At 40.9% G+C, this 25480-nt stretch carries 22 protein-coding genes; 21 read left to right on the top strand and 1 reads right to left on the bottom strand.

The window, feature by feature from the left end; genetic code table 11:
* The first annotated feature begins 118 nt into the window (after window positions 1–118).
* From BM126_RS14345 to BM126_RS14305, 9 genes are all read left to right on the top strand, one after another.
* The gene (locus BM126_RS14345; protein WP_090990127.1) at window positions 119–880 is read left to right on the top strand and encodes a 5-oxoprolinase subunit PxpA; all 762 of its coding nucleotides are present in this window, start codon (window positions 119–121) and stop codon (window positions 878–880) included.
* Window positions 881–919: 39 nt separating this feature from the next.
* Window positions 920–1618 (top strand): DUF969 domain-containing protein, encoded by a 699-nt coding sequence (locus tag BM126_RS14340; protein ID WP_071350860.1) that lies wholly within the window; start codon window positions 920–922, stop codon window positions 1616–1618.
* Window positions 1619–1632: 14 nt separating this feature from the next.
* Entirely contained in the window at window positions 1633–2595 is a 963-nt protein-coding gene (locus tag BM126_RS14335) for a DUF979 domain-containing protein (protein WP_090990126.1), read from the top strand.
* 14 nt (window positions 2596–2609) lie between these two features.
* Window positions 2610–3257: a pyroglutamyl-peptidase I gene (gene pcp / locus BM126_RS14330; protein WP_090990125.1), complete on the top strand. Its 648-nt coding sequence runs from the start codon at window positions 2610–2612 to the stop codon at window positions 3255–3257.
* Between the two features lie 375 nt (window positions 3258–3632).
* On the top strand, window positions 3633–5888 hold the full coding sequence (locus tag BM126_RS14325) for a DEAD/DEAH box helicase (RefSeq protein ID WP_090990124.1): 2256 nt from the start codon (window positions 3633–3635) through the stop codon (window positions 5886–5888).
* 81 nt (window positions 5889–5969) lie between these two features.
* The gene (gene cysK / locus BM126_RS14320) at window positions 5970–6884 is read left to right on the top strand and encodes a cysteine synthase A (RefSeq protein WP_090990123.1); all 915 of its coding nucleotides are present in this window, start codon (window positions 5970–5972) and stop codon (window positions 6882–6884) included.
* 276 nt (window positions 6885–7160) lie between these two features.
* On the top strand, window positions 7161–8951 hold the full coding sequence (gene pepF / locus BM126_RS14315; RefSeq protein WP_090990122.1) for an oligoendopeptidase F: 1791 nt from the start codon (window positions 7161–7163) through the stop codon (window positions 8949–8951).
* Window positions 8952–9245: 294 nt separating this feature from the next.
* Window positions 9246–10238, top strand: coding sequence for an LLM class flavin-dependent oxidoreductase (locus BM126_RS14310; RefSeq protein ID WP_090990121.1), 993 nt, complete (start codon window positions 9246–9248; stop codon window positions 10236–10238).
* A 128-nt stretch (window positions 10239–10366) separates the two neighbouring features.
* Window positions 10367–11419 carry an LLM class flavin-dependent oxidoreductase gene (locus tag BM126_RS14305; RefSeq protein WP_256213113.1) on the top strand — a complete coding sequence of 351 codons (1053 nt, stop codon included), beginning with the start codon at window positions 10367–10369 and terminating at the stop codon, window positions 11417–11419.
* Window positions 11420–11469: 50 nt separating this feature from the next.
* On the opposite strand, the gene BM126_RS14300 is transcribed toward BM126_RS14305, so the two are convergent.
* Window positions 11470–11691, bottom strand: a complete 222-nt coding sequence (locus BM126_RS14300) for a hypothetical protein (protein WP_090990119.1) — start codon at window positions 11689–11691, stop codon at window positions 11470–11472.
* A 106-nt stretch (window positions 11692–11797) separates the two neighbouring features.
* Here BM126_RS14300 and BM126_RS14295 point away from each other — a divergent pair, with 106 nt between their 5' ends.
* The 12 genes from BM126_RS14295 to BM126_RS14245 all read left to right on the top strand — a co-directional run bounded on the left by BM126_RS14295 (window position 11798) and on the right by BM126_RS14245 (window position 25456).
* Window positions 11798–12583 carry a formate/nitrite transporter family protein gene (locus BM126_RS14295; protein ID WP_090990118.1) on the top strand — a complete coding sequence of 262 codons (786 nt, stop codon included), beginning with the start codon at window positions 11798–11800 and terminating at the stop codon, window positions 12581–12583.
* Between the two features lie 22 nt (window positions 12584–12605).
* A complete protein-coding gene (gene fdhF / locus BM126_RS14290; RefSeq protein ID WP_090990117.1) occupies window positions 12606–15587 on the top strand; it encodes a formate dehydrogenase subunit alpha in 2982 nt (993 codons plus the stop codon).
* A complete protein-coding gene (locus BM126_RS14285) occupies window positions 15562–16056 on the top strand; it encodes a helical membrane plugin domain-containing protein (protein ID WP_090990116.1) in 495 nt (164 codons plus the stop codon). Before fdhF ends, BM126_RS14285 begins: the two co-directional genes overlap by 26 nt.
* Window positions 16053–16292 carry a heavy-metal-associated domain-containing protein gene (locus BM126_RS14280; RefSeq protein ID WP_090990115.1) on the top strand — a complete coding sequence of 80 codons (240 nt, stop codon included), beginning with the start codon at window positions 16053–16055 and terminating at the stop codon, window positions 16290–16292. Before BM126_RS14285 ends, BM126_RS14280 begins: the two co-directional genes overlap by 4 nt.
* Window positions 16293–16319: 27 nt before the next feature.
* Window positions 16320–16457, top strand: coding sequence for a hypothetical protein (locus tag BM126_RS22455; RefSeq protein WP_177201437.1), 138 nt, complete (start codon window positions 16320–16322; stop codon window positions 16455–16457).
* Window positions 16458–16579: 122 nt separating this feature from the next.
* The gene (locus BM126_RS14275; RefSeq protein WP_090990114.1) at window positions 16580–17464 is read left to right on the top strand and encodes a LysR family transcriptional regulator; all 885 of its coding nucleotides are present in this window, start codon (window positions 16580–16582) and stop codon (window positions 17462–17464) included.
* Window positions 17465–17800: 336 nt separating this feature from the next.
* Entirely contained in the window at window positions 17801–18349 is a 549-nt protein-coding gene (gene ssuE / locus BM126_RS14270) for an NADPH-dependent FMN reductase (RefSeq protein ID WP_090990113.1), read from the top strand.
* 231 nt (window positions 18350–18580) lie between these two features.
* Window positions 18581–20086 (top strand): cardiolipin synthase, encoded by a 1506-nt coding sequence (gene cls / locus BM126_RS14265; protein WP_090990112.1) that lies wholly within the window; start codon window positions 18581–18583, stop codon window positions 20084–20086.
* 37 nt (window positions 20087–20123) lie between these two features.
* Window positions 20124–20639 (top strand): mismatch-specific DNA-glycosylase, encoded by a 516-nt coding sequence (locus tag BM126_RS14260; RefSeq protein WP_090990111.1) that lies wholly within the window; start codon window positions 20124–20126, stop codon window positions 20637–20639.
* A 390-nt stretch (window positions 20640–21029) separates the two neighbouring features.
* Entirely contained in the window at window positions 21030–22046 is a 1017-nt protein-coding gene (locus BM126_RS14255; RefSeq protein ID WP_090990310.1) for a glycoside hydrolase family 15 protein, read from the top strand.
* 322 nt (window positions 22047–22368) lie between these two features.
* Complete coding sequence (gene glgB / locus BM126_RS14250; RefSeq protein ID WP_090990110.1) at window positions 22369–24318, top strand: 1,4-alpha-glucan branching protein GlgB; 1950 nt, start codon at window positions 22369–22371, stop codon at window positions 24316–24318.
* Window positions 24308–25456: a glucose-1-phosphate adenylyltransferase gene (locus BM126_RS14245; protein ID WP_090990109.1), complete on the top strand. Its 1149-nt coding sequence runs from the start codon at window positions 24308–24310 to the stop codon at window positions 25454–25456. Before glgB ends, BM126_RS14245 begins: the two co-directional genes overlap by 11 nt.
* The last annotated feature ends 24 nt before the right edge of the window (window positions 25457–25480 follow it).

The following is a 25480-nucleotide window of genomic DNA, read 5'->3' as shown; positions in this document are numbered from 1 at the left end:
TAATGTAAAGTAAAAACTTACAAGTGTAAAAATTCTAAATATATAGTATTCTGTAAATAGAAATTTCGGAATTTCAAATCCACATTTCGGAACTTTTTTTCATAAGGAGGAGGATTTTTTGTTAACAATCGATTTGAACTGCGATTTGGGAGAAAGCTTTGGCAGATACGATATTGGAAATGATGAAGAAATCCTTGATATTGTTACCTCAGCAAACATAGCCTGCGGATATCATGCTGGCGATCCAACGGTAATGCGCAAAACTGTAAACCTTGCACTGAAAAAGAATGCAAAAATTGGAGCTCATCCTGGGTTTAACGATTTAGCAGGATTCGGCAGGCGGGAAATAAAAATGGCTCCACAAGAAATATTTGATCTTATGATATACCAAATAGGAGCGATCAAAGGATTTGTTAAGGCTTCCGGCGCCAGGCTTAACCATGTCAAACCGCATGGTGCACTTTACAATATGGCTGCACGAGACCCGCTATATGCCCGGGCTATCGCTGAAGCTGTCTATAAGATTCAGCCAGATCTTATCCTATACGGATTGGCTGGAAGTGAATTAATCAAAGCAGGAAAAGAATTGGGTATACATACTGCGAATGAGGTATTTGCTGATAGAACATATCAGCGTAATGGGTCTCTCACCCCAAGAACCCAGGAAAATTCAATGATAGAGGATAAAGATCTCGCCGTTTCAAACGTCCTTTCAATGATAAAAAATAAAAAAGTCAAAATTCATGACGGAAGTTATATACCAATAGAAGCAGATACCATATGCATTCATGGAGATGGACCAAGCGCCCTCTTGTTTGCCGGACAGATCAAGAAAGCGCTTGAACTTGAAGGCATCGGAATTAGGGGGATCCAAAGGTGAGAATATGAAAAACAAAACCAAATAGAGAGGGGTTTTATAATGATTAAGCTTATTGGCATTGTTATTGTTGCCATTGGTTTTGGCTTTAGAATCAACACCTTGCTTGTTGTTATGGCTGCAGGTATCGTCACTGGCTTGGTGTCAGGATTTTCTTTTAATGAAATTCTTTCACAATTCGGACAAATTTTTATTGATAACAGGTATATGTCCCTTCCTATCATACTTACATTGCCAGTTATAGGCATTCTTGAAAGGCACGGGCTGAAAGAAAGGGCAGAAGCTTTGATAATCAGGGCAAAAGCCGCTACTGCCGGAAGAGTAATGCTGTCTTATCTTCTTATCAGGGAAATTTCTGCAGCACTGGGACTGAATATTGGCGGCCATGCTCAAACAGTCCGTCCATTGGTAGCTCCGATGGCTGAAGGTGCTGCAGCAGCAAAACATGGAAAATTATCAGAAAAAATTCAGAATGATATTAAATCCCATGCTGCGGCATCGGAAAATATTGGCTGGTTTTTCGGCGAAGATATCTTTATTGCAACAGGCGCCATTTTGCTTATGAAGGGCTATTATGATTCAGCAGGCCTTCACGTTGGAGTCTGGGACATGGCCTTATGGGGCATACCTACAGCCATTTCCGCTCTATTATTATCATGGTGGAGATTTAGCAGACTCGATAAAAACATTCATAACGAAATACATGGAAAAACAAAAAAATCTAAAAACCGCATTGCTTAAGGAGATGGCAGCCCATGAGTATCATTACACTGGAATATATATATTACTTGCTTGGAATCATTGTTGCTTTTGTAGCCATCCGGGTGATAGCGGATAAGTCTCACCCTGCACGCATAGGTTCCTTCCTATTTTGGGGCATCTTTGCATTTACCTTTCTTTTCGGTAAATTTATTCCTTCTTTAGCAGTCGGATATTTAGTATTAATCATGGTAATTATTGCGGCGCTTGGAAAGGTGAAAGCTGGAAAAGAAACCGAGCCGCCAAAAGAGGAAAGGATGTTGAACGCCAGCCGGATAAAAGGCAAAGTCTTCATTCCCGCTTTATTGATTCCTGTGTTTACTGTTATCGGGACACTGACATTAGGGAAATTTCATATCGGCGGAGCATACTTGGCGGATCCAAAGAATGTCACCCTTATTTCTCTTGGGTTAAGCACGGTGATCGCTTGCTTTGCGGCACTTTATCTTACCAAAGCAAAAGCATCGGTGCCTGTTCATGAAGGGAGCAGGCTGATGCAGGCAGTCGGCTGGGCCATTATTCTCCCTCAAATGCTATCTGCTCTTGGCGGCATATTTTCCTCGGCCGGTGTGGGCAAGGTTGTTTCTGAGATTGTCGGCAGCGTTCTGCCAACGCAATATTCTTTTGTTGCTGTTGCCGCATATTGCCTTGGTATGACTCTTTTCACGATAGTTATGGGAAATGCCTTTGCAGCCTTTGCAGTCATTACGGGCGGCATTGGAATTCCGCTTATTGTGCAGATGCATGGCGGAAATCCTGCCATCATGGGAGCATTAGGAATGTTCGCAGGCTATTGCGGAACCTTAATGACGCCAATGGCGGCCAACTTTAATATTGTCCCTGCCATGCTCCTCGATTTAAAGGATAAAAATGCAGTCATCAAAGCACAGCTTCCCATCGCACTGCCATTAATGATTATTAATATGCTTTTAATGTATGTGCTTGTATATAATTTTTAAAGGAGGAACCCCGGATGAAAACAGTACTTGTAACAGGATTCGATCCATTTGGAGGAGAACGCGTTAATCCCGCTCTGGAATCAGTCAAAAAGTTAAAAGGAATTACCATAAGTAATCATGAAATTAAGGTAAAAGAGATTCCTACCGTGTTTCATAAATCCATTGATCACCTTAAGGAAGCGATAAAAGAAAATGATCCGGCAATTGTCATATGTGTTGGACAGGCAGGGGGACGCCATGACCTTTCTATTGAACGTGTTGCGATTAATGTCGATGATGCTCGCATCCCAGATAACGAACAAAATCAGCCAATAGATAAAGAAGTCATTAAAGGCGGTCCTGTCGGATACTTGTCCACACTTCCAATCAAGGCAATTGTCAAAGAAATGAATGCCCAAGGAATTCCGGCTTCTGTTTCGCAAAGTGCAGGAACCTTCGTCTGCAATCACTTATTTTATGGGCTGATGCATGAGCTTCAATCCCTTCCTAAAAACGTCCGGGGCGGGTTCATTCATATCCCATTTCTTCCTGAACAGGCAATCGGCAAGGGACCTCAGCCAAGCATGTCAGTAGAAACCATTGTTAAGGGATTAAAGATTGCGATTGAAACGTCCATTCAATATCAGGAAGATATTGTAGCTGAAGGGGGCCAAATCAGCTAAAAAGGGCTATATTTAAGTTTCATGTTTGACCAATTACTTTTCTTACAAAAGAAATATGCCTTCAGAGTAAATGGAAGAAAAGGGTAAAAATAAGGGTGGAAAGCTTCCTGAAAAGGGAGCTTTCCGCCTTTTTAAATGGCGGTTTTAGTAAACTTTGCTGATATGGAATAAGGCAGTCTTTCCGCTCCAGGATGCTTGCTTTCTGCAGGCGGCCGTGTAACCTCCCTTTTTGCGCAACACCAGTCCTGCATTGACATAGGTATGATAATAGGCGGCCAATGGATAAAGTAAGCTGGAAGTGCTATAGTAAAGGTTATTCAATAAACAAACTCACTCATATTTGATGGGTTTTTTTTCATTAAAAGGAAGATAAAAATGAATATAACTGTAGAATATATCAAAGAATGGCAGCAAGCACTTGACTATGAAATCAGCCATCTAAAAAAATTTGGAAGCACTAAATACCGGGTATTCAGCGGCAGGCTTTTGACGGCGGAATCTGGATTCACCTATTATTTTGACAGTAATGTGTCACTCAAGATCCCCGTAGGCACTATCGTAAAGCTTGAAAGGGGAAAGGAAAAATCAGAGGGCCGCATACTCTCATCTGAAGGCAAGAGTATAATCCTTACATTTGAAAGAAACTTGGGAGAATTAATAGGAGAAGCAAATTTGCTCCATGATCCCTGGGAGCTTCTTGAGCAGCTTATCGAAAGACTGCAGGAAAGCAAAAAAAACAAAACAAAACGGCTGCGCATAAAAAGACTCATGAATCCATCAATGCCTGCGAAACATCCTGAGGGCAAAACAAAAAGCAGTGTAGAAGAGCTTTATCTCAGGAGCAAATACAATCCGGTAACATATGTCTGGGGTCCGCCTGGCACCGGCAAAACCTATACATTAGCCCGGACTGCAGCCAATGCCTATTTTAAAGGCAAAAATGTTTTAATATTATCACACAGCAATCAGGCTGTTGATGTACTTATGAAGGAAATATCAGGATTCATTAAGCTGAAAAAAAGGTTTAATGAAGGGGAGGTGCTTCGCTACGGATCACAGGCAGGGGACGAATTGAACAGTCACGAAGATATTCTCCCTTCAGCACTTATCAAAAAAGAATATCCAGGTCTTTTGGATGACAAGAACAGGTTAACCGGTGAAAAAAAAGGCCTGAAACAGGATCTCAGTTCTTCATTCAGCAAAAGGGACTCTTCAGCACTAATCGAGATAGAAAAGAAGATAGCCAGAGTACTGGAAAAAATACGGCAAAAAGAGATTCATCTGGCAAAAGAGGCCTGCTTGATTGGAACGACTCTTGCCAAAGCCGCAGGAGATCCTGCCATCTATGAGAGAGAGTTTGATTTAGTCATTGTGGATGAAGCCAGCATGGCCTATATACCTCAGGCTGCATTTGCATCAGCTCTTGGCAGCAATGTGATTATCAGCGGCGATTTCAAACAATTGCCGCCGATTGCCGCCTCAAGAAGTCCTCTCGTAAATCAGTGGCTGAAGGAAGATATTTTTCATAAATCAGGGGTAGCAGATTCTGTTTCGAAAGATCACCTTCACCCTCATTTATTTTTATTAAAACAGCAAAGAAGAATGCATCCGGACATTTCATCATTTACTAACCGCTATATTTATCATTCACTTGTTGAAGATCACAAAAGTGTGCTGAACTCCAGAACTGAGATTGTTTCCCGTGCCCCGTTCAATAATAGTGCTGCTGTACTTTTGGATACAAGTTTTACAGGAGCACATTGCACGCAGGAAAGAATGTCAAAGTCGAGGTTTAATCCGATGCACCTATTGCTTTCGTTTCAGCTGATTCACGAAGCATATGAAGGCGGCTCGCGTTCTATAGGTTATGTGGCACCATACCGTGCACAGGCTGTTTTTATGCAGAATCTCCTGGCTGATTTATACAGTGAAGAAATGAATTCAGCTGATATTATTGCTGCAACCGTCCATAAACTGCAGGGAAGCGAAAGGGATATCCTGATTTTTGATACAGTGGACAGCTATCCGGAGTCTCGGGCAGGAATGCTTTTAACCGGAAAAGAAAGTGAAAGGCTGATAAATGTCGCAGTTACGAGAACCAAGGGTAAATTCATTCAGGTAAGTGACCGTTCATTCATAAAAAAATCCATCCACCATGGCAAAACACTGAGACAGCTTGTTGATCATCAAGAAAAATACCATAATACGGCTGAAATTGATACAATCGGAAAATGGATTAAAAATCAGCATCCGAAGCTCAAGTGGATGCATGCTAAAAAGACTGATAAGATTTTTTCTGATATAAATGCCGCGGAGAAATCAATTATTGTTTCTCTTCCGGAAGGCACCATTTTATCATCTCAATGGAAAAATCTTTTAAAATTAAAATCCGAAGAAGTGAGGATTACTGTGCTTTCCGGGACAGAATGGTCCGGATTTGGGAAGCATAAGGCGGTGTCGCAAAACGTGGCATATCCATTCGTTATTATAGATGAGACGTATTTTTGGCTGGGTTTGCCTCTTGATCAATCTTTTTACCGGGAGCCGCCTTTTGTCACAGCAAGACTTGATTCTTCTGTGTTCTGCAGCCACTTTATTTCTCAAATGCCAGGAATTGCAGAAGAAAGCTAATAACTTGTAACATTAATCTGATATTTTATAATGAAGAAGGATTAAATAATATAAATCACCTAATTTTTGGAGGCCATCATAATGAAAGTAGTACAGAATATTACCGATTTAATTGGGGAAACACCTGTGATCAGACTTAACAGGCTAGTACCTGAAGGAGCTGCAGATGTTTATGTAAAACTGGAAATGTTCAATCCTTCTAAAAGTGTTAAAGACCGGGCAGCTTACAATATGATTGAACAAGCTGAAAAACAAGGTTTACTGAAAGAAGGAGACACAATTATCGAGCCTACCAGCGGAAATACGGGCATCGGGCTTGCGATGATTGCAGCAGCCAAAGGGTACCATGCCATTTTGGTCATGCCGGACAATATGACAAAGGAAAGGATCAGCATTCTTAAAGCATATGGTGCCGAAGTAGTTCTGACGCCCAGCGAGAAAAAAATGGGAGGGGCGGTCGAAAAAGCTCTTCAATTAAAAAATGAAATTCCTGACAGCTTTATTCCTCAGCAGTTTGAGAATCCTGCAAATGCTGATATCCATAGAAGCACAACCGCAATTGAAATTTTGGAGCAAATGGACGGCGAGCTCGATGCTTTTGTTGCCACAGCGGGAACTGGCGGGACCATTACAGGAATTGGGGAAACACTTAAAAAGAAGCTTCCTGGAATTCATATTACTGTTGCAGAACCAAAAGGATCCCCGGTACTTTCAGGCGGCAAGCCCGGTCCTCACAAACTTGTCGGAACAAGCCCCGGTTTTATATCTGCTATTTTAAATACAGCAGTATATGATGAAATCATGCAAATATCCGATGAAGAGGCAATAGACATGTTCAAAAAGCTTGCAAGCAAAGAAGGATTATTCCTAGGTCCTTCAGCAGGGGCAGCCGTTTATGCTGCCATACAGGTGGCAGTGCGCCTCGGAGCCGGCAAAAAGGTATTATGCATTGCACCTGACACAGGTGAACGCTACTTAAGCATGAATTTATTTTAAGAACTCTATAAAAGGACTTGGCTGATTCTGCGTTTTATTAATTGGAGCAGATTACCTTGGAGCCAGCGGGAATTTAAGCAGAAGGAACCCCGCTGGCTCCGGTTTCTTCTGTTTGCAGTAAACGGCCATGAAATGTCTGCTTGTTCACAAACATATTTATTTGTCTGATTCATTATACTATTGATGACCTGTTTTTTTGAATTCTGCAGTTAATCACACATCAGCTGGATTCGCACATTTCAAATCAGCTAAATACATATTAAAAGGCGGGATAATATGAAGACTTATAAAAACCGTGAAGAAGTGGCGGTTCAGGATACCTGGAACCTGGACGACATTTACAGCAGTCTGGACCTTTGGGAAAAAGACTTTAGCAAAATACTTGAATCTGCTGAAAAGATAAAATCCTTTGACGGTAAGATAGTTGACGCCGGCAGTTTACTGGAATATTTGAAGCTCAGTGAAGATACAGGGTATTTATACAATAAAGTATATGTGTATGCGATGCTTCATGTGGATCTGGATACAAGGAAGACAAGCTCTCAGGCATTACTGGATAAAGCAAGCCAGCTGGGACAAAAGTTAAGCAGTGCTTCTTCTTTTTTCATGCCCTTTCTGCTTTCGCTAAGTGAAACATCATTAAAAGGATATATTGAGGAAGAAGAAGGACTGAAATATTTCGAGGATGATTTACTGGACTCATTCCGTTATAAAGCACATGTCCTTTCTAAAGAACAGGAACAGGTGCTATCCCAGCTCGGTGAAGCACTGTCATCTCCCCAAAAAACGTTCGGTATGATTAATAATGCTGACATCAAATTCGGGATGGTAACAGATGAACAAGGCGGTAAAGTTGAGCTTACCCGCGGGATGTATAGCAAGCTCATTGAAGATGAAAACAGGGAGAAGCGCAAAGAAGCATATAAGGCCTACTATGAGCCATATTTAGGGCTGCAGAATACAATCGCTTCTACTCTTTCAGCTGCCGTTAAGAATAATGTCCTTTTATCCAAATTAAGAAATTATCCATCTGCGCTTGAAAAGTCCTTATTTGGAGATAAAGTGCCAAATAAAGTGTACAATAATCTCATTTCGGCCACCAAGAAACATATAAAGCCCCTGCATAAATATATGAGTGTAAGAAAAGAACGTCTTGGACTCGATGAATTGCGTCAATATGATTTAAGCGTACCGCTTGTGAAAGGCGTAAAACAGGAAATTCCTTATGAAGAGGCTTATAATACTATGCTTGCCAGTCTGAAGCCATTAGGCGCAGAGTATCAGTCTGTATTATCACAGTTTAAGGAAAAACGATATATTGATGTAAGAGAGACTCCAGGCAAGCGCTCCGGTGCCTACAATCTTGGCCTTTATGGCGTTCATCCATTCATTCTGCTGAATTACCAGGATGATCTTGACAGCTTATTCACACTTGCTCATGAATCCGGCCACGCCATGCATTCATATTTCAGTTCAAAGCATCAGCCGCAAATTACAGCCGGATATTCCATCTTTGTGGCAGAAGTCGCTTCCACTGTGAATGAAATCCTGCTTATTCGCTATCTGTTAAAAACTACAGAAGATGCTGAAATGAAAAAGCATTTGCTGAACCATTTTATTGACGGTTTTAAAGGGACATTTTTCACTCAGGTCTTGTTTGCTGAATTTGAAAAATTGGTACATGAAAAAGCAGAGAAGGATGAACCATTAAATGTAGATGTATTCAATGAAACATACGAAAGCATTTATAGGCAGTATAATGGGGAAGAAATCATTCTGGATAACGAAGTAAAATATGGCTGGTCACGCATACCGCATTTTTACCGCCCGTTTTATGTATACAAATATGCCACCGGCTATGCATCAGCCATCACTATCGCTGACAATATTTTATCAGGAGAACAGGGAGCGCTTGACAGCTATCTGAACTTCTTAAAAAGCGGAAGCTCTGAATATCCTCTGGATCTTCTTAAATCGACCGGGGTAGATCTTACAGAGCCCGAAACCATTAAACATGCACTTACCATATTCAGTGATTTAGTTGAAGAGTTCGCAGCTCTAAAATAAATTTTAATACAGAACAATACAGCCGCACTAATCCTTTTTTGGCAAAAGTGCGGCTTTTACATGTTTAAATGAAGTCCGGTTAATAGGCTGTTTTTGTAAAAATTGCTGCTATGTAACAAGGTGGAGGAAAAAACGGGGATTAAACCATGATTATAAAAACTTTTTTCCGGCAGTCTCTCTGCTATCCCGAGCTTTTTAAAGGGTAATATCATTATTATTGCGTTAAACTAGCTAAAGATATGTCCACATAAGGATACTTGCAACAAGATGAATTAGCACAGGAAGGAGTATTCCATGAAATTAAGTATATTAGATCAATCTCCTATTCCCGAAGGAAAAACTGCTGCAGATGCCCTCAAAGACTCTCTTGAACTGGCACAAGCAGGAGAAAAGTACGGATATAGCCGTTTTTGGGTGACTGAACATCACGATATGCCAGGACTTGCTTGTTCAGCCCCTGAAATATTGCTGAGTTACATAGGTGCACTGACACATAAAATCAGAATCGGATCTGGAGCTTTGCTCCTGCCTCATTATAAGCCATATAAAGTGGCGGAGCAGTTCAATATGCTGGCTTCGCTTTTCCCAGGAAGGATAGATTTAGGCATTGGGCGGGCTCCTGGAGGTTCGGCAGAAGCAACTTCAGCTCTTTCTGATACATTCCTTCAGCAGGTTTATAAAATGCCTGAGCTGGTGGACGAACTCCTGCATTTTCTTCATGCTGATTTTTCCGAAGAAAATATCTTTTCAAAAATAACGCCAGCCCCTGTTCCTCAAACCCTTCCTGTACCATGGGTCCTCGGTACAAGCGCCAAAAGCGCAAAAATGGCAGCCGAAAAAGGAATGGCCTATGCATTTGGCCAGTTCATGTCTGACAAGGAAGGAGCAGAAATTTTATCAATCTATAATGACAATTTTACAGCTTCAAAAAGTTTAAAGGCTCCTATGTCTTTGCTGACGATAAATGCTGTTTGTGCAGAAACAGCGGAAAAAGCAAGAGAAATAGCAGAGAGCAGCCTGCTGTGGAATATAAATGCCTCTATCGGTACAGGAGGGAAGGTTCCTTCAAAAGAGCAGGCAAATAAGTATTTCAAGAAGCATGGCACCAAAAGCAGCAGCGGGCAAATGAGCTCTAATTTTATCATAGGAAATCCCGCTGAAGTAAAGGATCAATTGATAGCATTGCAGCAGAAGTATAAAACGGATGAACTAATGATCCTTACTATTGCACATGATATACGTGACCGGATTAATTCGTACGAATTAATTGCCCGCGAGATTTTATAATAACCGCATGTTTTCTAAAAATTCCGCTAATCACCAGCTTTGCGCAAAGCTTCTGCCCAAGCCGTATCACGTGCAATTCTGTCTATTTTTTAATAAGATGGCACTATTGAAACAATAGTAAAACCTATATGAAAGAAGATGAACGTATGTCTAATCAAAATTCAACAGGCAAAAAGCAGATCCAGGATATACCTTTGTCCGTTTTGGATTTAGCTCCTATTCTTCAGGGCGGTTCTGCTGGCGAGTCATTCCGGAACTCATTGGATCTCGCTCAGCATGCAGAAAAATGGGGCTTTAACCGGTACTGGCTTGCCGAGCACCATAGTATGCCCGGAATAGCCAGTGCAGCTACATCAGTCGTCATTGGCTATATTGCCGGCGGCACCACAAAAATACGAGTGGGCTCAGGGGGAATCATGCTGCCAAATCATTCTCCCTTGGTCATTGCAGAACAATTTGGCACATTAGAATCCATGTACCCAGGCAGGATTGACCTTGGTCTGGGAAGAGCACCCGGAAGCGACCAATTAACAGCCATGGCTCTGCGCCGCGATGTCAGGAGAAATGGACAAGAGTTCCCGGAAGATCTGGAACAGCTCCGGAGTTATCTGGATGCAGATTCAAGCAGTAAAGCAGTAAGGGCCATTCCTGGAGAAGGACTGAATATCCCGATCTGGCTTCTTGGATCAAGCGGTTTTAGTGCTCAATTAGCTGCCCAGCTTGGGCTTCCTTTCGCATTTGCAAGCCATTTCTCACCAGAGAATACAATTCCTGCCTTGAACCTTTATCGCAATAACTTTAAACCATCCAAGGTACTGGATAAACCGTATGCCATGGTTGGAGTGAATGTTTTTGCTGCAGACACAGCGGCAGAAGCCAAGAAATTGGCTACTTCCCACCAGCAGCAATTCTTGAATTTGATCCGCAATAATCCTGGCCCGCTGGCTCCTCCAGTTGAAACAATGGAGGGAATCTGGACAGAATATGAAAAAGCTGCCGTTTTGCAGCAGCTTAAATCTTCCATCATTGGCAGCCCGGATGAAGTAGAAGAAAAGCTTCAGGCCTTCCTTAATGAAACCCAGGCAGATGAAATTATCGTTACTTCAGGCATATTTGATCATGCAGCAAGATTGCATTCTTTTGAAATTTTATCTGCTCTTAAAAACAAGCGGAAAAACTAAAAGTAAAAACCTCCCACAATAAACGGGAGGTTTTTTTATGGCTTCATTTCTTATTGAGGGAGCATGTAATATTCATATTTTGGCGGTTCGGCAAGTGTCTTTTTTATTATTTTCCCTTCTATCAGCAGTTCCTTCAGCCCTTCTTCAATATCTTCCATCCTCATATCCCAAAGCTGTGCAAGCTTTGCAGATGAAATAGACATATACTTCGGGCTTTTGGCTGATGACATAATCATTGAGTGCATACGGCTATAAAGAATTTCTTTATCCATTCAATATTCTCCCTTCTTGACTGGCACAATAAAATTATCCATTTATTCATTATATTTTCCCCCATTTTCGTTCATAATATTACAGATTCAAAAGGAGGCATGCATAATGGCTTTTAACAATCCCCAGCAAATTGCACAAAAAGCAGTAGAGCACGGCTTCAAAAAAGCATCACTGCCGCTTACAAGCAAACTGCTGCTTGGATTTCTGGGAGGGGCATTCATTTCAATCGGATTCCTGCTAGACATCAGGGTAAGTGCAAATCTTCCCGAAGAATGGGGTTCATTTGGCACATTCCTTGGAGCTGCTGTTTTTCCATTGGGTCTGATTTTAATCATACTTGGAGGAGGCGAGCTGCTGACAGGAAATATGATGGCTGTAACAATGGCATTTTTTTCAAAAAAAGTAACACTATCAAATCTCGCTTCCAACTGGTTTTATATTACCATTTCAAATTTAATTGGAGCCCTATTTGTAGCCTATATCTTTGGGCATGTTGTCGGCCTTACAGAAACGGGCCCTTTTTTGGATAAGACAGCGGCCATTGCAGGAGCAAAATTGGAAGAAGGATTCATTGCTGCATTATTTTCAGGAGTTGGCTGTAACTGGCTAGTCGGACTTGGAGTATGGCTGGCATACGGCAGTGAAGATTTCGCGGGCAAAATCCTTGGGATATGGTTTCCGGTTATGGGGTTTGTCGCAATTGGTTTTCAGCATATTGTCGCCAATATGTTTGTCATTCCCGCAGCCATTTTCAGCGGCCATTTTACATGGATGGACTATTTTATGAATTTCATTCCTGTTTTTATTGGCAATGCTATCGGAGGCGCTCTTTTTGTAGCGGGTATCTACTGGCTCTCTTATATTAGAAAACCAGATAATAATAGAAGCTGATTATTTTTTAGGAGGCATGGAAATGAATGAAGAAAACTTTACAATTCAGATTAACGGAAATGAATGTTTATCCAAGCCTGGCCAAACCATACTGGACGCTGCTAAAGCACAAGACGTTTTTATTCCAAGTATTTGTTTTCACCCTAATCTCGGAAGTATCCAGACATGTGATACCTGCTTTGTTCATGCGGGTGACCAGCTAGTAAGGGCGTGTGTTACAAAAACTGAACCTGGCATGGTTATTGATACTTCTTCCCAGCTTGTTCAGGCTGCCCAATATGAAGGAATTTCAAGGATACTAAAGAATCATGAGCTTTATTGTACGGTTTGCGACAATAATAATGGAAATTGCACAATCCATAATACAGTAGAACTAATGGACTTGGCACATCAGGCGTATCCTTTTGAGGCTAAGCCATATTCACCTGATATGACACATCCTTTTTACCGCTATGAACCGGATCAATGCATTTTATGCGGCCGCTGTGTGGAAGCCTGCCAGGATTTGCAGGTTAATGAAACTCTCACTATTGACTGGAGCAGGGAAAATCCGAGGGTAATATGGGACAATGATGTACCAATTGACCAATCATCCTGTGTATCTTGCGGACACTGTGTCACTGTCTGTCCATGCAATGCATTAATGGAAAAATCTATGCTTGGAGAGGCAGGCTATCTAACAGGAATCCCTCCTAAGGTTCTTGGGCCTATGATTGATATGACGAAGGAAGTTGAGCCTGGATACAGAGAAATTTTTGCCGTTTCCGAGGTGGAAGCAACCATGCGTCAATCGCGCATCAAGCGCACTAAGACAGTTTGTACATATTGCGGGGTTGGCTGCAGCTTTGAAGTATGGACAAAGGACCGGCATATTTTAAAAATCGAGCCGCAGACAGAGGCACCTGTCAATGGCATATCTACTTGCGTAAAAGGCAAATGGGGCTGGGACTTTGTAAACAGTGAGGAACGTCTGACAAAGCCATTAATCCGCCGCGGAGAAGAATTTGTGGAATCCACATGGGATGAAGCACTTGATTTAATTGCAGAAAAATTAGGCGGGATTAAGGAAAAATATGGTCCCCACTCAATAGGCTATATTGCTTCTTCTAAATGCTCTAATGAAGAAAACTACCTGTTCCAAAAATTCGCCCGTGCCATCATGGGAACAAATAATGTGGATAACTGCTCCCGTTATTGCCAGTCTCCTGCTACCGCTGGACTGCTGAGAACAGTCGGAATGGGAGGAGATTCAGGAACCATAAAAGATATTGAAGCCTCTGAGCTGATTATTGTCATTGGCGCGAATCCCGCTGAGTCACATCCGGTTCTGGCTACCCGTGTTAAGCGGTCGCATAAGCTGCACGGCCAAAAGCTCCTTGTAGCTGATATCAGGAAGCATGAACTTGCAGAGCGGGCAGATTTCCTTGTTCATCCTGAGCCTAGCACAGATCTTATTTGGCTAAATGCTGTAACTAAATATATCATAGATCAAAATTGGCATGACGAAAGCTTTATTTCAATGCGGGTTTCCGGTTATGAGGAATTCAAGGAAAGTTTGGGACAGTACACACTTGATTATGCAGCTGAAAAAACAGGCATTCCAAAAAGTGATTTAATAAAAATTGCAGAAATGATTCATGATGCAAAGTCAGCATGTGTTCTCTGGGCAATGGGGGTAACACAGCATAAGGGAGCAACAGATACCAGCACTGCCATTTCCAACCTCCTGCTGATTACAGGCAATTACGGCAAACCAGGAACAGGCGCTTACCCTTTAAGAGGACATAATAACGTCCAAGGAGCATGTGATTTTGGCACAATGCCAGCATGGTTCCCTGGATATGAAGCTATAGAAGATCCAAAGGCAAGAGAGAGGTACGAGAAAGCATGGGGATCTGCCATACCTGAAGTGCCTGGTCTGAATAATCATCAAATGGTAGAAGGCATTCATAATGACAAGCTAAAAGCTTTATATCTATTTGGAGAAGATATGGCCATTGTTGATTCAAATTCAAATCATGTCATTGATGGCTTTGAAAAATTAGACTTTTTTGTCGTCCAGGATGTATTTTTCAGCAAAACTGCTCAATTTGCTGATGTGGTGCTGCCCGCCTCTCCATCACTTGAAAAAGATGGAACATTTGTGAATACAGAACGCAGAATCCAGCGTTTTTACCAGGTGTTCGAGCCGCTTGGAAACTCAAGACCCGACTGGGAAATATTCCAGGATTTAGCCAACAGGCTGGGGGCAAATTGGAATTATCAGCATCCAAGCGAAATCATGACTGAAGCCGCAAGTCTTGCACCGTTATTTGCAGGAGTCAGCTATGAAAGACTGGAAGGCTTCAAAAGTCTTGTATGGCCGGTTGCTAAAAACGGGACTGATACACCTCTGCTTTATAAAGACAAATTCCCTTTCCCTGATGGAAAGGCGAAGCTGGTCAGTGTTGAGTGGACGCCTCCTTTCGTTTCAGGGGAAGAATATGACCTTCATTTGAATAATGGAAGACTGCTTGAGCATTTCCATGAAGGAAACATGACATATAAATCAGAAGGACTTACACATAAAGTGCCTAATCCTTGGGTGGAAGTTTCACCTGAATTAGCTGCTGAAAGAAAACTGGAAGACGGTTCACTTGTAGGGCTGACTTCTCCATATGGCCATGTGGAAGTTCGGGTCATAGTCACGGAAAGAGTCCAGGGCAACGAACTTTACCTAACAATGAATTCATTTGAAGATATCGAGGCTGTGAACCGATTGACAAGCAGCTATCATGATACGGTTACCCACACTCCTGCTTATAAAGAAGCAGGAGTCAAGATGACTGTAATAGAAAAAGAAGGGGAGCCGCCACTTCCCCGCCATAACCATCGTTTTGGAAACAGAGTTCCCCAAATAAGTGTACGTGTTGAAGAAAAGTGGCAAAGAGAAGATTTTAAACCAATAACTGAACTTTTTGAGATAAAGGGGGATGAATATGGCGAAAGCAATAAGGCAAATTAATAAATCAATTCCAAATTATGCTGAAGAACAAAATCAGGCAGTAGCAGAAATTGTAAAAGAGCTGGCAGAAAACCGTGAAGCAGTTCTGGCAGCAATAGGGGTTCTGAAAGGCCTAAATGACCTGACGATTTTAGAAGCAGCTAACTCTCTCCTCGAACAGCGTACAGAGGTTGCCGCAATCGCAATTGGACAAATCAACCAGCCGGCTGTCCATAACATTATTAAAAGTGCCATGGGATTATTTGGCTTTTTATCAGCAATGAATCCAAACGAACTTGAAACTATGCTTCAAGGCGTCAGCCATGGTATAAAACGCCTTTCCGAAACAGGACATCAGGGTGAAAAACAATCTTTATGGAAAATGCGCAAAAGACTCCGCAGTCCTGAAATACGTGCGGCCATGACTACAATGGTAGATTTCATGGAGGGCATGGGAGAAGTCTTTCTTGAAAATAATAAAAAGCATTGAAAGGAAGAGAAGATGTGGAGCAGTGGAAAATGATTGTCAGCGGACTGGACAGCCAGGAAAGCGGAAAAAAGATCCTTCAGGCTTTAGAATCCGTCTGGGGAATCAATAAAGCTGAAATCGATATAAAACATCGTGAAGCAAGCTTTTCATATGACAGCAGGATGGCTTCCCGGCAGGACTTTGAACAGGCAATACTGGACCTTGGATATGGGATTGAAAGTAATGAACAGCAATAGCGCCAATGAAAGAAAGAGGTAAAAAACATGTATAAATGTGAAATATGCGGACACCAAAAGGATATGAAAGACGAAGAGGTTCTGGTTGGAGAATCACATCTTTATTTGTGTGAAGACTGCATCAATGACAGAAGATATAATTTAGACAGCGATTCAATCATATAAGAACGTTCAGCGGGGCAGCAATAAGCTGTCCCGCTATTTTTTATCCGGGTGTATAAATTTTGCCCATTCCGTGATATTGATTTATATTCGTTATACAAAATCTTTTAAAAGAGGCGTTTATTTTGACACTGGGAAAATATGAAATTTTTTATCAAGTGGTAGAAACCGGCAGTTTAACAAAAGCCGGCGAATTCTTGCAAATTTCACAGTCAGCAGTCAGCCATGCGATCTCTTCCCTGGAAAAAGAGCTGGGGTTTTCAGTCCTTATCCGCAACAGGGGCGGCATTTCGCTTACTGCAGATGGAGAGAAGATTTTAATACATATCAAGGAAATGATGAACAGCTATCAAAAATTAAAGCAGGATGCTGCAGAGATTACCGGCCTCGAGACCGGCAGCATAAAAATAGGGTCTTTTTCATCCGTTACATCACATTGGTACCCGGGAATGCTAAAGAAATTCACCGATCAATATCCGTCGATTAAAGTTAACCTTATGGAAGGGAATCAGCAGGAAATATGCTCATGGATAGCAGATGGAATCATTGACTTCGGTTTTGTGAATTTGCCCCCAGCCGGAAATTTTGAAATTTTAAATCTGAAAAGCGAAAAATTATATTTGATACTCCCTGCAGCTCATAATTCTACAAAAAATAGTGAATTCCCGCTTTCTATGCTGAAGGGGGAAACTTTGATTCTAAAGAAATCTTTTCGTGAAACCGTTCTTAAATTATTAAAAAAACATCGTATTTCACCTGGGTTTTCATACGAACTGGAAGATGAGCAAGCTATATTGGCCATGGTGGATAAACATCTTGGGGTAAGCATTCTTCCGGAAATTGCTGTGGGCAGCATCCCTGCCGGTGTGAAAAAAATTCCGCTGGCAGGCCATCAAGAATACAGTTCTATCGGCTTATCCGCACTATCCTTTAAACGCCTTTCTCCTGCAGCAGAAAAGTTTATCGCCACAGTCACACTTTGGCTGAATGAAAATTACCCGCTTAAATGAATCCGCACCCATCATTTATAACGGCTATCTCTATTGACAGTAATTTAAAAAGAAGATTATGATTTAATACAAGGTATTTAAATCATAATGTATTTTATAAGGCCTGCTTCGGACAAACAGCCACTTTTTAAAAGACTTTGTTAAAGTACATTGCTGCTTTTTGCACTTTGTTGATTGGAGCAGAATCACTTGCCGGTGAATTTGCATCATTGGCGGGCCAAGGAAATAAGCTGTAAGGAGGCTCAGCGGACGTCCCCGCGTGTCTTGCGTTTACAGCGAAAATCTTAGCAAGTTTAACATAAAAACTGCATTTTAAAAAAAGGGGAGAAGTATGTAATGAGCCAAATTGTCATCATTTCAGGAAGCCCGGCGGCGCCTTCAAGGACTGATCTTATTCTTAAACATGTACAATCGCTTGAAGAAAAGAATGGTTTTACAGCTGAATATGTTTCAGTGAGGGATTTTTCAGCTGATATCCTGGTAAATGCACGCTATGACAGCCCTGAGATTGAAAAATTATCACAAGCGATTCTAAACGCAGACGGAGTGATTATTGGGTCTCCAGTATATAAAGCATCCTATACCGGTGTTTTAAAATCACTGATTGATCTTTTGCCTGAAGGTGCTTTTAAAAATAAACCCGTGCTGCCAATCATGGTAGGCGGAAGCATGGCGCATTTGCTGGCGATTGATTATTCTTTAAAACCTCTTATAGCTATATTAAAAGGACAGCCGATTCAGGGACTTTATTTTATTGATAAACAAATTGATAAAACAGATGAAAATATGCCGCTGAAAGATGCGGAACTTATCGAGAGGCTGAATAACCAGCTGGAACAATTCGAAGAAGCGGTTCATAAGGAAAAGCATTTTCGAAATCGATAACTGAAGGATAAAAATTACTTAAGGAGCTGATTAATCAAATCAGCTCTTTTTGCTGTTCTAAATTGTATAGAGGCTCATGCGAAAATTAACCTGTTTTTGGCGTTGAAGTCTGATTTCAGGGCAAAATAACGTATCAGCCATTTAAATTATTTAAAGCTAGTTTCTGAAAGCTGTCAAAAGGGGTATAGAAACAGGATTTGATAAAAAATTTGACAGACGGAGATTGATTGCATGAAAAAACGGAGAATGGATTTTGTATTTTTATTTATTTATATTTTTACTGCATATATGGTTTTGCTGAGCCCTGCAAGCCTTGCTGTCAAGTACCTATTTGCTGCATTGTATGCAGTGGCGATCATTTCAAGTGTTTACTCTCTTATGCTTGAAAACCGTTCACCTCAAAATACACTTTTATGGATATATGTCTTACTGTTCATTCCCATAATTGGCTATATCTTTTATTTATACTCAGGGCAGCTGTATCTGAAGGGGTTCCTTTTCAGGAACAAAAGAAGAAATCACAGGGAGGAATGGCAGCGTTCTGTTTACAAAAAAACGAATCCTGATTTGTCCTTTCTGAATGACCATCAGCAATGCCTGGCAAGTTTTGCAAAAAATGAATCCCTGACGAGCATTAGCACGGCTTCAAGGACGTCTGTCTTAAAAAACGGCCAAGAAACTTTTTCAGAAATAAAGAAAAGGCTTAAAGAAGCAAGAGAATATATACATATTGAATACTATATTTTCCGGTCTGATCGTTTAGGAAAGGAAATCATTGATATATTAATTGACAAAGCAAGAAATGGTGTAGAGGTCTTATTTATCTTTGATGCTGCAGGAAGTATGAAATTGTCTGCTAAGGAAATTGAAAACATGAAGGAAGCAGGCATTAAGGTCCATCCTTTCCTGCCATTAAAGTACGGATTCTTCAACCAAAAATTCAACTTTAGAAATCACCGCAAAATCATTATTATAGACGGGGAAATCGGATTTGTGGGCGGATTGAATGTAGGAGTCGAATATCTTGGGGAAGATGAAAATGTTGGTTTTTGGAGAGATACCCATATGGTTGTAAAAGGAGAGGCAGTGTACACGCTGCACACTGTTTTACTGCTTGACTGGGAATATGTCAGCGGAGAAAAGATCCTTGAAAAGTATAGGTGCTACGAACCTCCAAAGGAGAAAGGGGATGGAGCGGTCCAGGTGGTGGCAAGCGGCCCTGATACCCAGCAGGGAATTATGAGTGATTATTATTATACAATGATTTCTTGCGCCACTAAATCTATTTGGATTGCCACTCCATACTTCGTCCCTAATGAATCAATCCGTACTGCTCTCAGAGTGGCTGCTTCCAAAGGAATTGAAGTGCGGATCATGGTTCCGGAAAAAAATGACGGATTTCTGACTCAATATGCAAGCCGCTCTTACTTTCCGGAGCTGCTGCGGGCTGGCGTTGAAATATATTCGTATAAGAAAGGATTCCTCCATCAGAAAATAATCATTATAGATGGAGATTTGGCTTCTATAGGTACAGCCAACATGGATATGAGAAGTTTCCATTTGAATTTTGAAGTAAATGTCTTTTTATTTGGCAGTACATCTATCCGGGATTTAACAGCACATTATGAAGAAGATATAAAAGACAGCGAAAAACTGAAGCCTGTCCAGTATTATAAGAGAGGTTTCGCAGAAAGGTCGAAGGAATCTTTCGCAAGACTTTTTTCTGGAGTGCTATAAATATAATATAAGCCCTGGAAGGGAGCTAATTTTAAAGGTGAATGGAATAAATGACCATATTAAACACAATCTTCTTATATTATTTGTCGGCTTCAATCCAAGTCTTCTTTCGGGTAAAACGGGACATCATTATGCAAATCCCAGAAACAGATTTTGGAAGATCCTATATTATTCTGGTTTGACACCGAAAATACATCATTTTTCAGAAGATGCTAAGCTTCTTTCTGCGGGATATGGATTTACCAACATTGTACAACGGCCAACAAAAAACGCAGGCGAAATTACAAAGGAAGAATACAAGGCCGGAAGAGAAGATTTAATTAAAAAGGTCGTATATTATAAGCCTAAAATTGTTTGTTTTGTCGGAAAAGGAGTTTATAAGGAATATTCGAAAAAGCCTAAAAGCCAATGGGGCATTCAAAATGATTCAATGGTTCCCGGAACCATTGATTTTGTTGCACCTTCTTCAAGCGGCCTGGTTAGAATGAAAATGGATGAAATCATTAAAATATACAGTGAATTAACTGCATTAGCTGCGAAATTCACAGGATAATGATCCGATATGCCTAAATCGGATCATTTTTTTGTACTTTTGTTCCTGTGTAACTGTCATATAGAGACTCTTTGTCAGATATCATAATAATATGCAGCTTTAACTGTTACTGCTATCTCTATGTGACTTCGATTAAATGGGCATATGCTGATTTTGAACAGCTTAATGTCTGTCTCATTATCAAATGATTACTCTTTAACATAAACTATCTTATCCCTGAAATGGATTAATTTTTTTAAAAGCTGTTTCATTTTGAAAATTCCTTAAAATGAAAACGCTTTTAAAATAACTTCTTTTCATTTTTTATAAAAAATCAGTATGTAATGATTAGATTAGAATCATTTGTCTAGAATAAGGATATTGGAAAAAAGTTCTGGAGGTGCAGATATGATGGATTGTGATAAAGCGATTACAGTTCTTGATACGATGAGGCTTCCAAATGGCACATATACAGCGAGTACTTCCCAAGATTACAGCTATGTCTGGATCCGGGATGTTGTCTATACGGTTTTGCCTTTTTTGCAGGTGCCTTGCGAGCGATATGAAACAGCCTATCATTCAATGTTCGATCTATTTAAACGTTATGAATGGAAAATTGACATTCATACCGAGAAAAAACCGGTATATCCTTTTGAATATATCCACTCAAGATATTCACAGGATCTCAAAGAAATCAGCCAGGAATGGGGCCATGCTCAGAATGATGCAATCGGAGCTTTCCTTTGGGGGGTAGGCGAGGGTGTCCGCCATGGCCAAAATGTAATAAGAGATGAAAAAGACCTTGAAATAGTTCAAAAACTAGTTAGATATCTTGAGTGCCTTCAATATTGGCAGGCAAAGGATAATGGCATGTGGGAAGAAAATATGGAATTGCACTCTTCCAGCATCGGTGCCTGCGTAGCAGGTCTTAATGCCGTAAAAATGCTAGTGGATGTTAAAGAAGAATTAATTCAAAAAGGGCAGGAAACACTCAGGTTTATGCTTCCCAGAGAAAGTGAAACAAAAGAAACGGATTTAGCATTATTATCTCTGGTTTATCCTTACCGCATCGTGGACCGCAAAACGGCAATGAATATTGTAAAAACCGTTTCAACCCGTCTCGAAAGGACATACGGTTGCATAAGGTATGAAAATGACCAGTACTATAATGAAGGCAGTGAAGCGGAATGGTGCTTCGGGCTGCCGTGGCTCGGGTTATGCTATTTCGAATTAGGTATGTTTGATAAAGCTCAGGAGTATATCAAGAAAACTAAGAAAATCATTCCTGACAGCTGGGAAATCCCTGAACTTTATATTGGCGGAACAAACAGGCCAAACGGAAACACACCGCTTGCCTGGTCTGTATCTTTAACATATCTGTTTTTAAATAAAATGAAAAATAAAGAGCTTGATTCCCTTGAAGCTTAAAAATCAATTGCGGCCCTCCTAAAATGAAGGAGGGTTATTTGTTTTTTCCAAAATGACCATCACCTGTATTCGGGATACAAAGACGCTCTCCCTGCTTCAATTGAAAAGGGCTCAAAAAAAGACGAGAATATTTTTGTAAAATAATCTTTTTTTAGGTTTCAGCAGAAAAAATAGTGGGTATCAATAGGTGTTAAACAAATTTGTATAATAAAAATCATAAAAAATCATTGTTTCACAAAGGAAAATCAAAAATATATGTCGAATGTATTCAAAAGCTATTTCAGGCTGCTGAAGAAAATAAATTAGAAGGCGGGGGTTTTGATTGAACGAGATAACGGAAGGTCATCCTGAAATATATCCCAGCGAGTTTGATTTATATCTTTTTCATGAAGGAACATTGTATGAAAGCTATAAAATGCTTGGTGCGCACCTTGCCACCTATAATGGCCAGGAAGGTGTCCGGTTTGCTGTATGGGCTCCTCATGCAAAAAAGATTTCAGTTGTAGGGGACTTTAATAACTGGCAGGAAGATGCTGTTCATGAAATGAAGCGTGTCGCGGGTTCCGGGATATGGGCGATATTCATTGCCGGCCTGAAAGAAGGCGATATATACAAATACAAGGTATACAGCTCTTCTGGCGGCACTGTTTTAAAAGCCGACCCTTATGCCTTTTATTCCGAACTCCGTCCAAATACTGCTTCTGTTATCTATGATTTGGAAAAGCATGATTGGCAGGACGGCAAGTGGATGTCTGAAAGGGCAAAAACAGATGTTTATCATAAGCCGATGAATATTTATGAAGTACATATGGGTACATGGAAGAAAAAAGAAAACGATGAGCTATATACATATAGGGAAATGGCAAGTGAACTAATAGACTATGTTGTTTCTGCCGGCTATACACATATTGAATTGATGCCCATTATGGAGCATCCCTTTGACGGGTCTTGGGGATATCAGGTTACAGGTTTTTTCTCTGTGACAAGCAGATTTGGCAAGCCAGAGGATTTCATGTATTTTGTCGATCAATGCCACAAGAAAGGGCTGGGTGTCATTCTTGATTGGGTCCCGGCACATTTTTGCAAAGACCTTCATGGCCTTGGGAAGTTTGATGGAACACCGCTTTTCGAACCAACAGATCCCAATAAAGCCGAACGCCCGCTATGGGGTACATACAGTTTTGATTTTGCCAAGCCTGAGGTTGTAAGCTTCCTTATTTCCAATGCCATGTTCTGGATGGAAGTCTATCATATTGACGGCTTCAGGGTTGATGCGGTTTCATCTCTTATATACTTAAACCATGATAATCCGCTGCCTTTCAAGCTTAAAAATCAGTATGGCGGCGAGGAAAATCTAGAAGCCATAGCATTTGTCAAAAAATTAAATGAAACTCTTTTCAAGAAGTACCCGGGTATCCTAATGATGGCCGAAGAAGCAACCGACCGGCCAATGATCAGTTCACCGACAGATGCGGGCGGGCTTGGCTTTAATTATAAGTGGAACATGGGCTGGGCAAATGACATTCTGCGTTATATGAAGCTGGAAGTTGAGGAAAGGCCGTTTCACCATAATTTGCTGACTTTTTCTTTTTTCTATGCATTTACTGAAAATTACGTGCTTCCATTTTCACATGATGAAGTTGTCCATGGAAAAAAATCTCTGCTTGATAAAATGCCGGGAGATTATTGGCAGAAATTCGCTAATCTAAGGCTATTATTCGGATATTTCATGGCTCATCCAGGGAAAAAGCTCATGTTCATGGGAAGCGAGCTTGCTCCTTTTGCTGAGTGGAAGGATAAAGAGCAGCTTGACTGGATGCTTTTAGAGTATGAGTCACATACAGATTTCAGCCAATACTTGAAAGCTCTTAACAAGTTTTATAAAGACTCGTCTTCATTGTGGCGGCTTGATCATGAAGCGGAGGGCTTTGAATGGATTGATGCTGATAACAGAAATCAGAGCATTCTGGCATTCATGAGAAAAGGAAAACGCAAAGGCGATTACTGTATAGTAGTTTGCAATTTTTCAAAAGAGGTATATATAGATTACCGGATAGGCGTTCCGTCAACGGGAAAATACATAGAGGTTTTCAACAGCGATGACATTTCTTTTGGCGGATCTGGCCAATGTAATGAAGAAGTAATTTCTGTCGACAAAAAACCTTATCATAATCAGCCTCACAGTATGGAAATAAAAGTTCCTCCACTAGGTGTGACTATATTTATGAAACAAACAAAAAAAAGACAGGGGAGAATGCATCATGGCATCTAAAAAGTGGATTGCAATGCTATTAGCAGGCGGACAGGGTTCAAGGCTCGGCGAATTAACGAAAGGGCTGGCAAAGCCGGCAGTGCCTTTTGGCGGCAAATACCGTATTATTGACTTCACCTTAAGCAATTGTACACATTCAGGCATCGATACTGTAGGAGTTCTGACTCAATATCAGCCGCATGTGCTGAATGAGTATGTGGGTAATGGCGGAGCTTGGGATTTAAACAGAAATTTCGGCGGAGTATCCCTGCTTCCTCCTTATTTGGGAAAAGATGGAGGGGAATGGTATAAAGGCACTGCGAATGCAGTGTACCAGAATACCAAGTTCATCGATCAGTATGACCCCGAATATGTATTGGTCATCTCTGGAGACCATATTTACAAGATGGATTATAACCGTATGCTTAAGGAACACATCGAAAAGAAAGCAAAAGCAACGATAGCAGTGATTGAGGTCCCATGGCATGAAGCAGACCGATTCGGAATCATGAACACTGACGATCAAGGCAAAATTACGGAATTTGAAGAAAAGCCTGAAAATCCTAAAAGCAATCTTGCTTCAATGGGTGTATATATTTTCAACTGGAAACTCCTTAAAAGCTACCTCAACCAAGATGAAAACGATGCTTCATCTTCCAATGATTTTGGAAAAGATATCATTCCAAAGATGCTTGAAGACCATGATGAAATTTATGCATACCGTTTCGGAGGCTACTGGAAGGATGTAGGTACTGTTCAGAGCTTGTGGGAAGCCCATATGGATTTACTGTCAGATACGCCTGCCTTCAATTGCGAAGACAGCCATTGGAAGGTTTACGCAGGAAATGCAAATCACCCTCCTCAATATATTGCACCAGAAGCGTATGTCAGAGAATCACTTATAAACGAAGGATCAATCGTGTTCGGCAGTGTTGAGCGTTCAGTAGTATCATATAACGTACAAATCGGCAGCGGCTCATCCATTAAGGATTCTGTTATCATGCCTGATGTAACAATTGGAAAGAATGTCACCATTGAAAGAGCCATTATCATGCCAAATACGGTAATCCAGGATAATACTGTGATAAATTCTGAAAGAGGATCGGATGAAATTGTTTTAATCGGAGAGAATCAGCAGCCCAGCAAGGAATTACGTTAATATTACATCATAGGAGGTTAAAAA

The organism is Bacillus sp. OV322, from assembly GCF_900112495.1.
Lineage (GTDB): Bacteria > Bacillota > Bacilli > Bacillales > DSM-1321 > Peribacillus.
The sequence above is the reverse complement of the archived record's forward strand: the minus strand, read 5'-3'. Positions and strand labels throughout refer to the sequence as shown.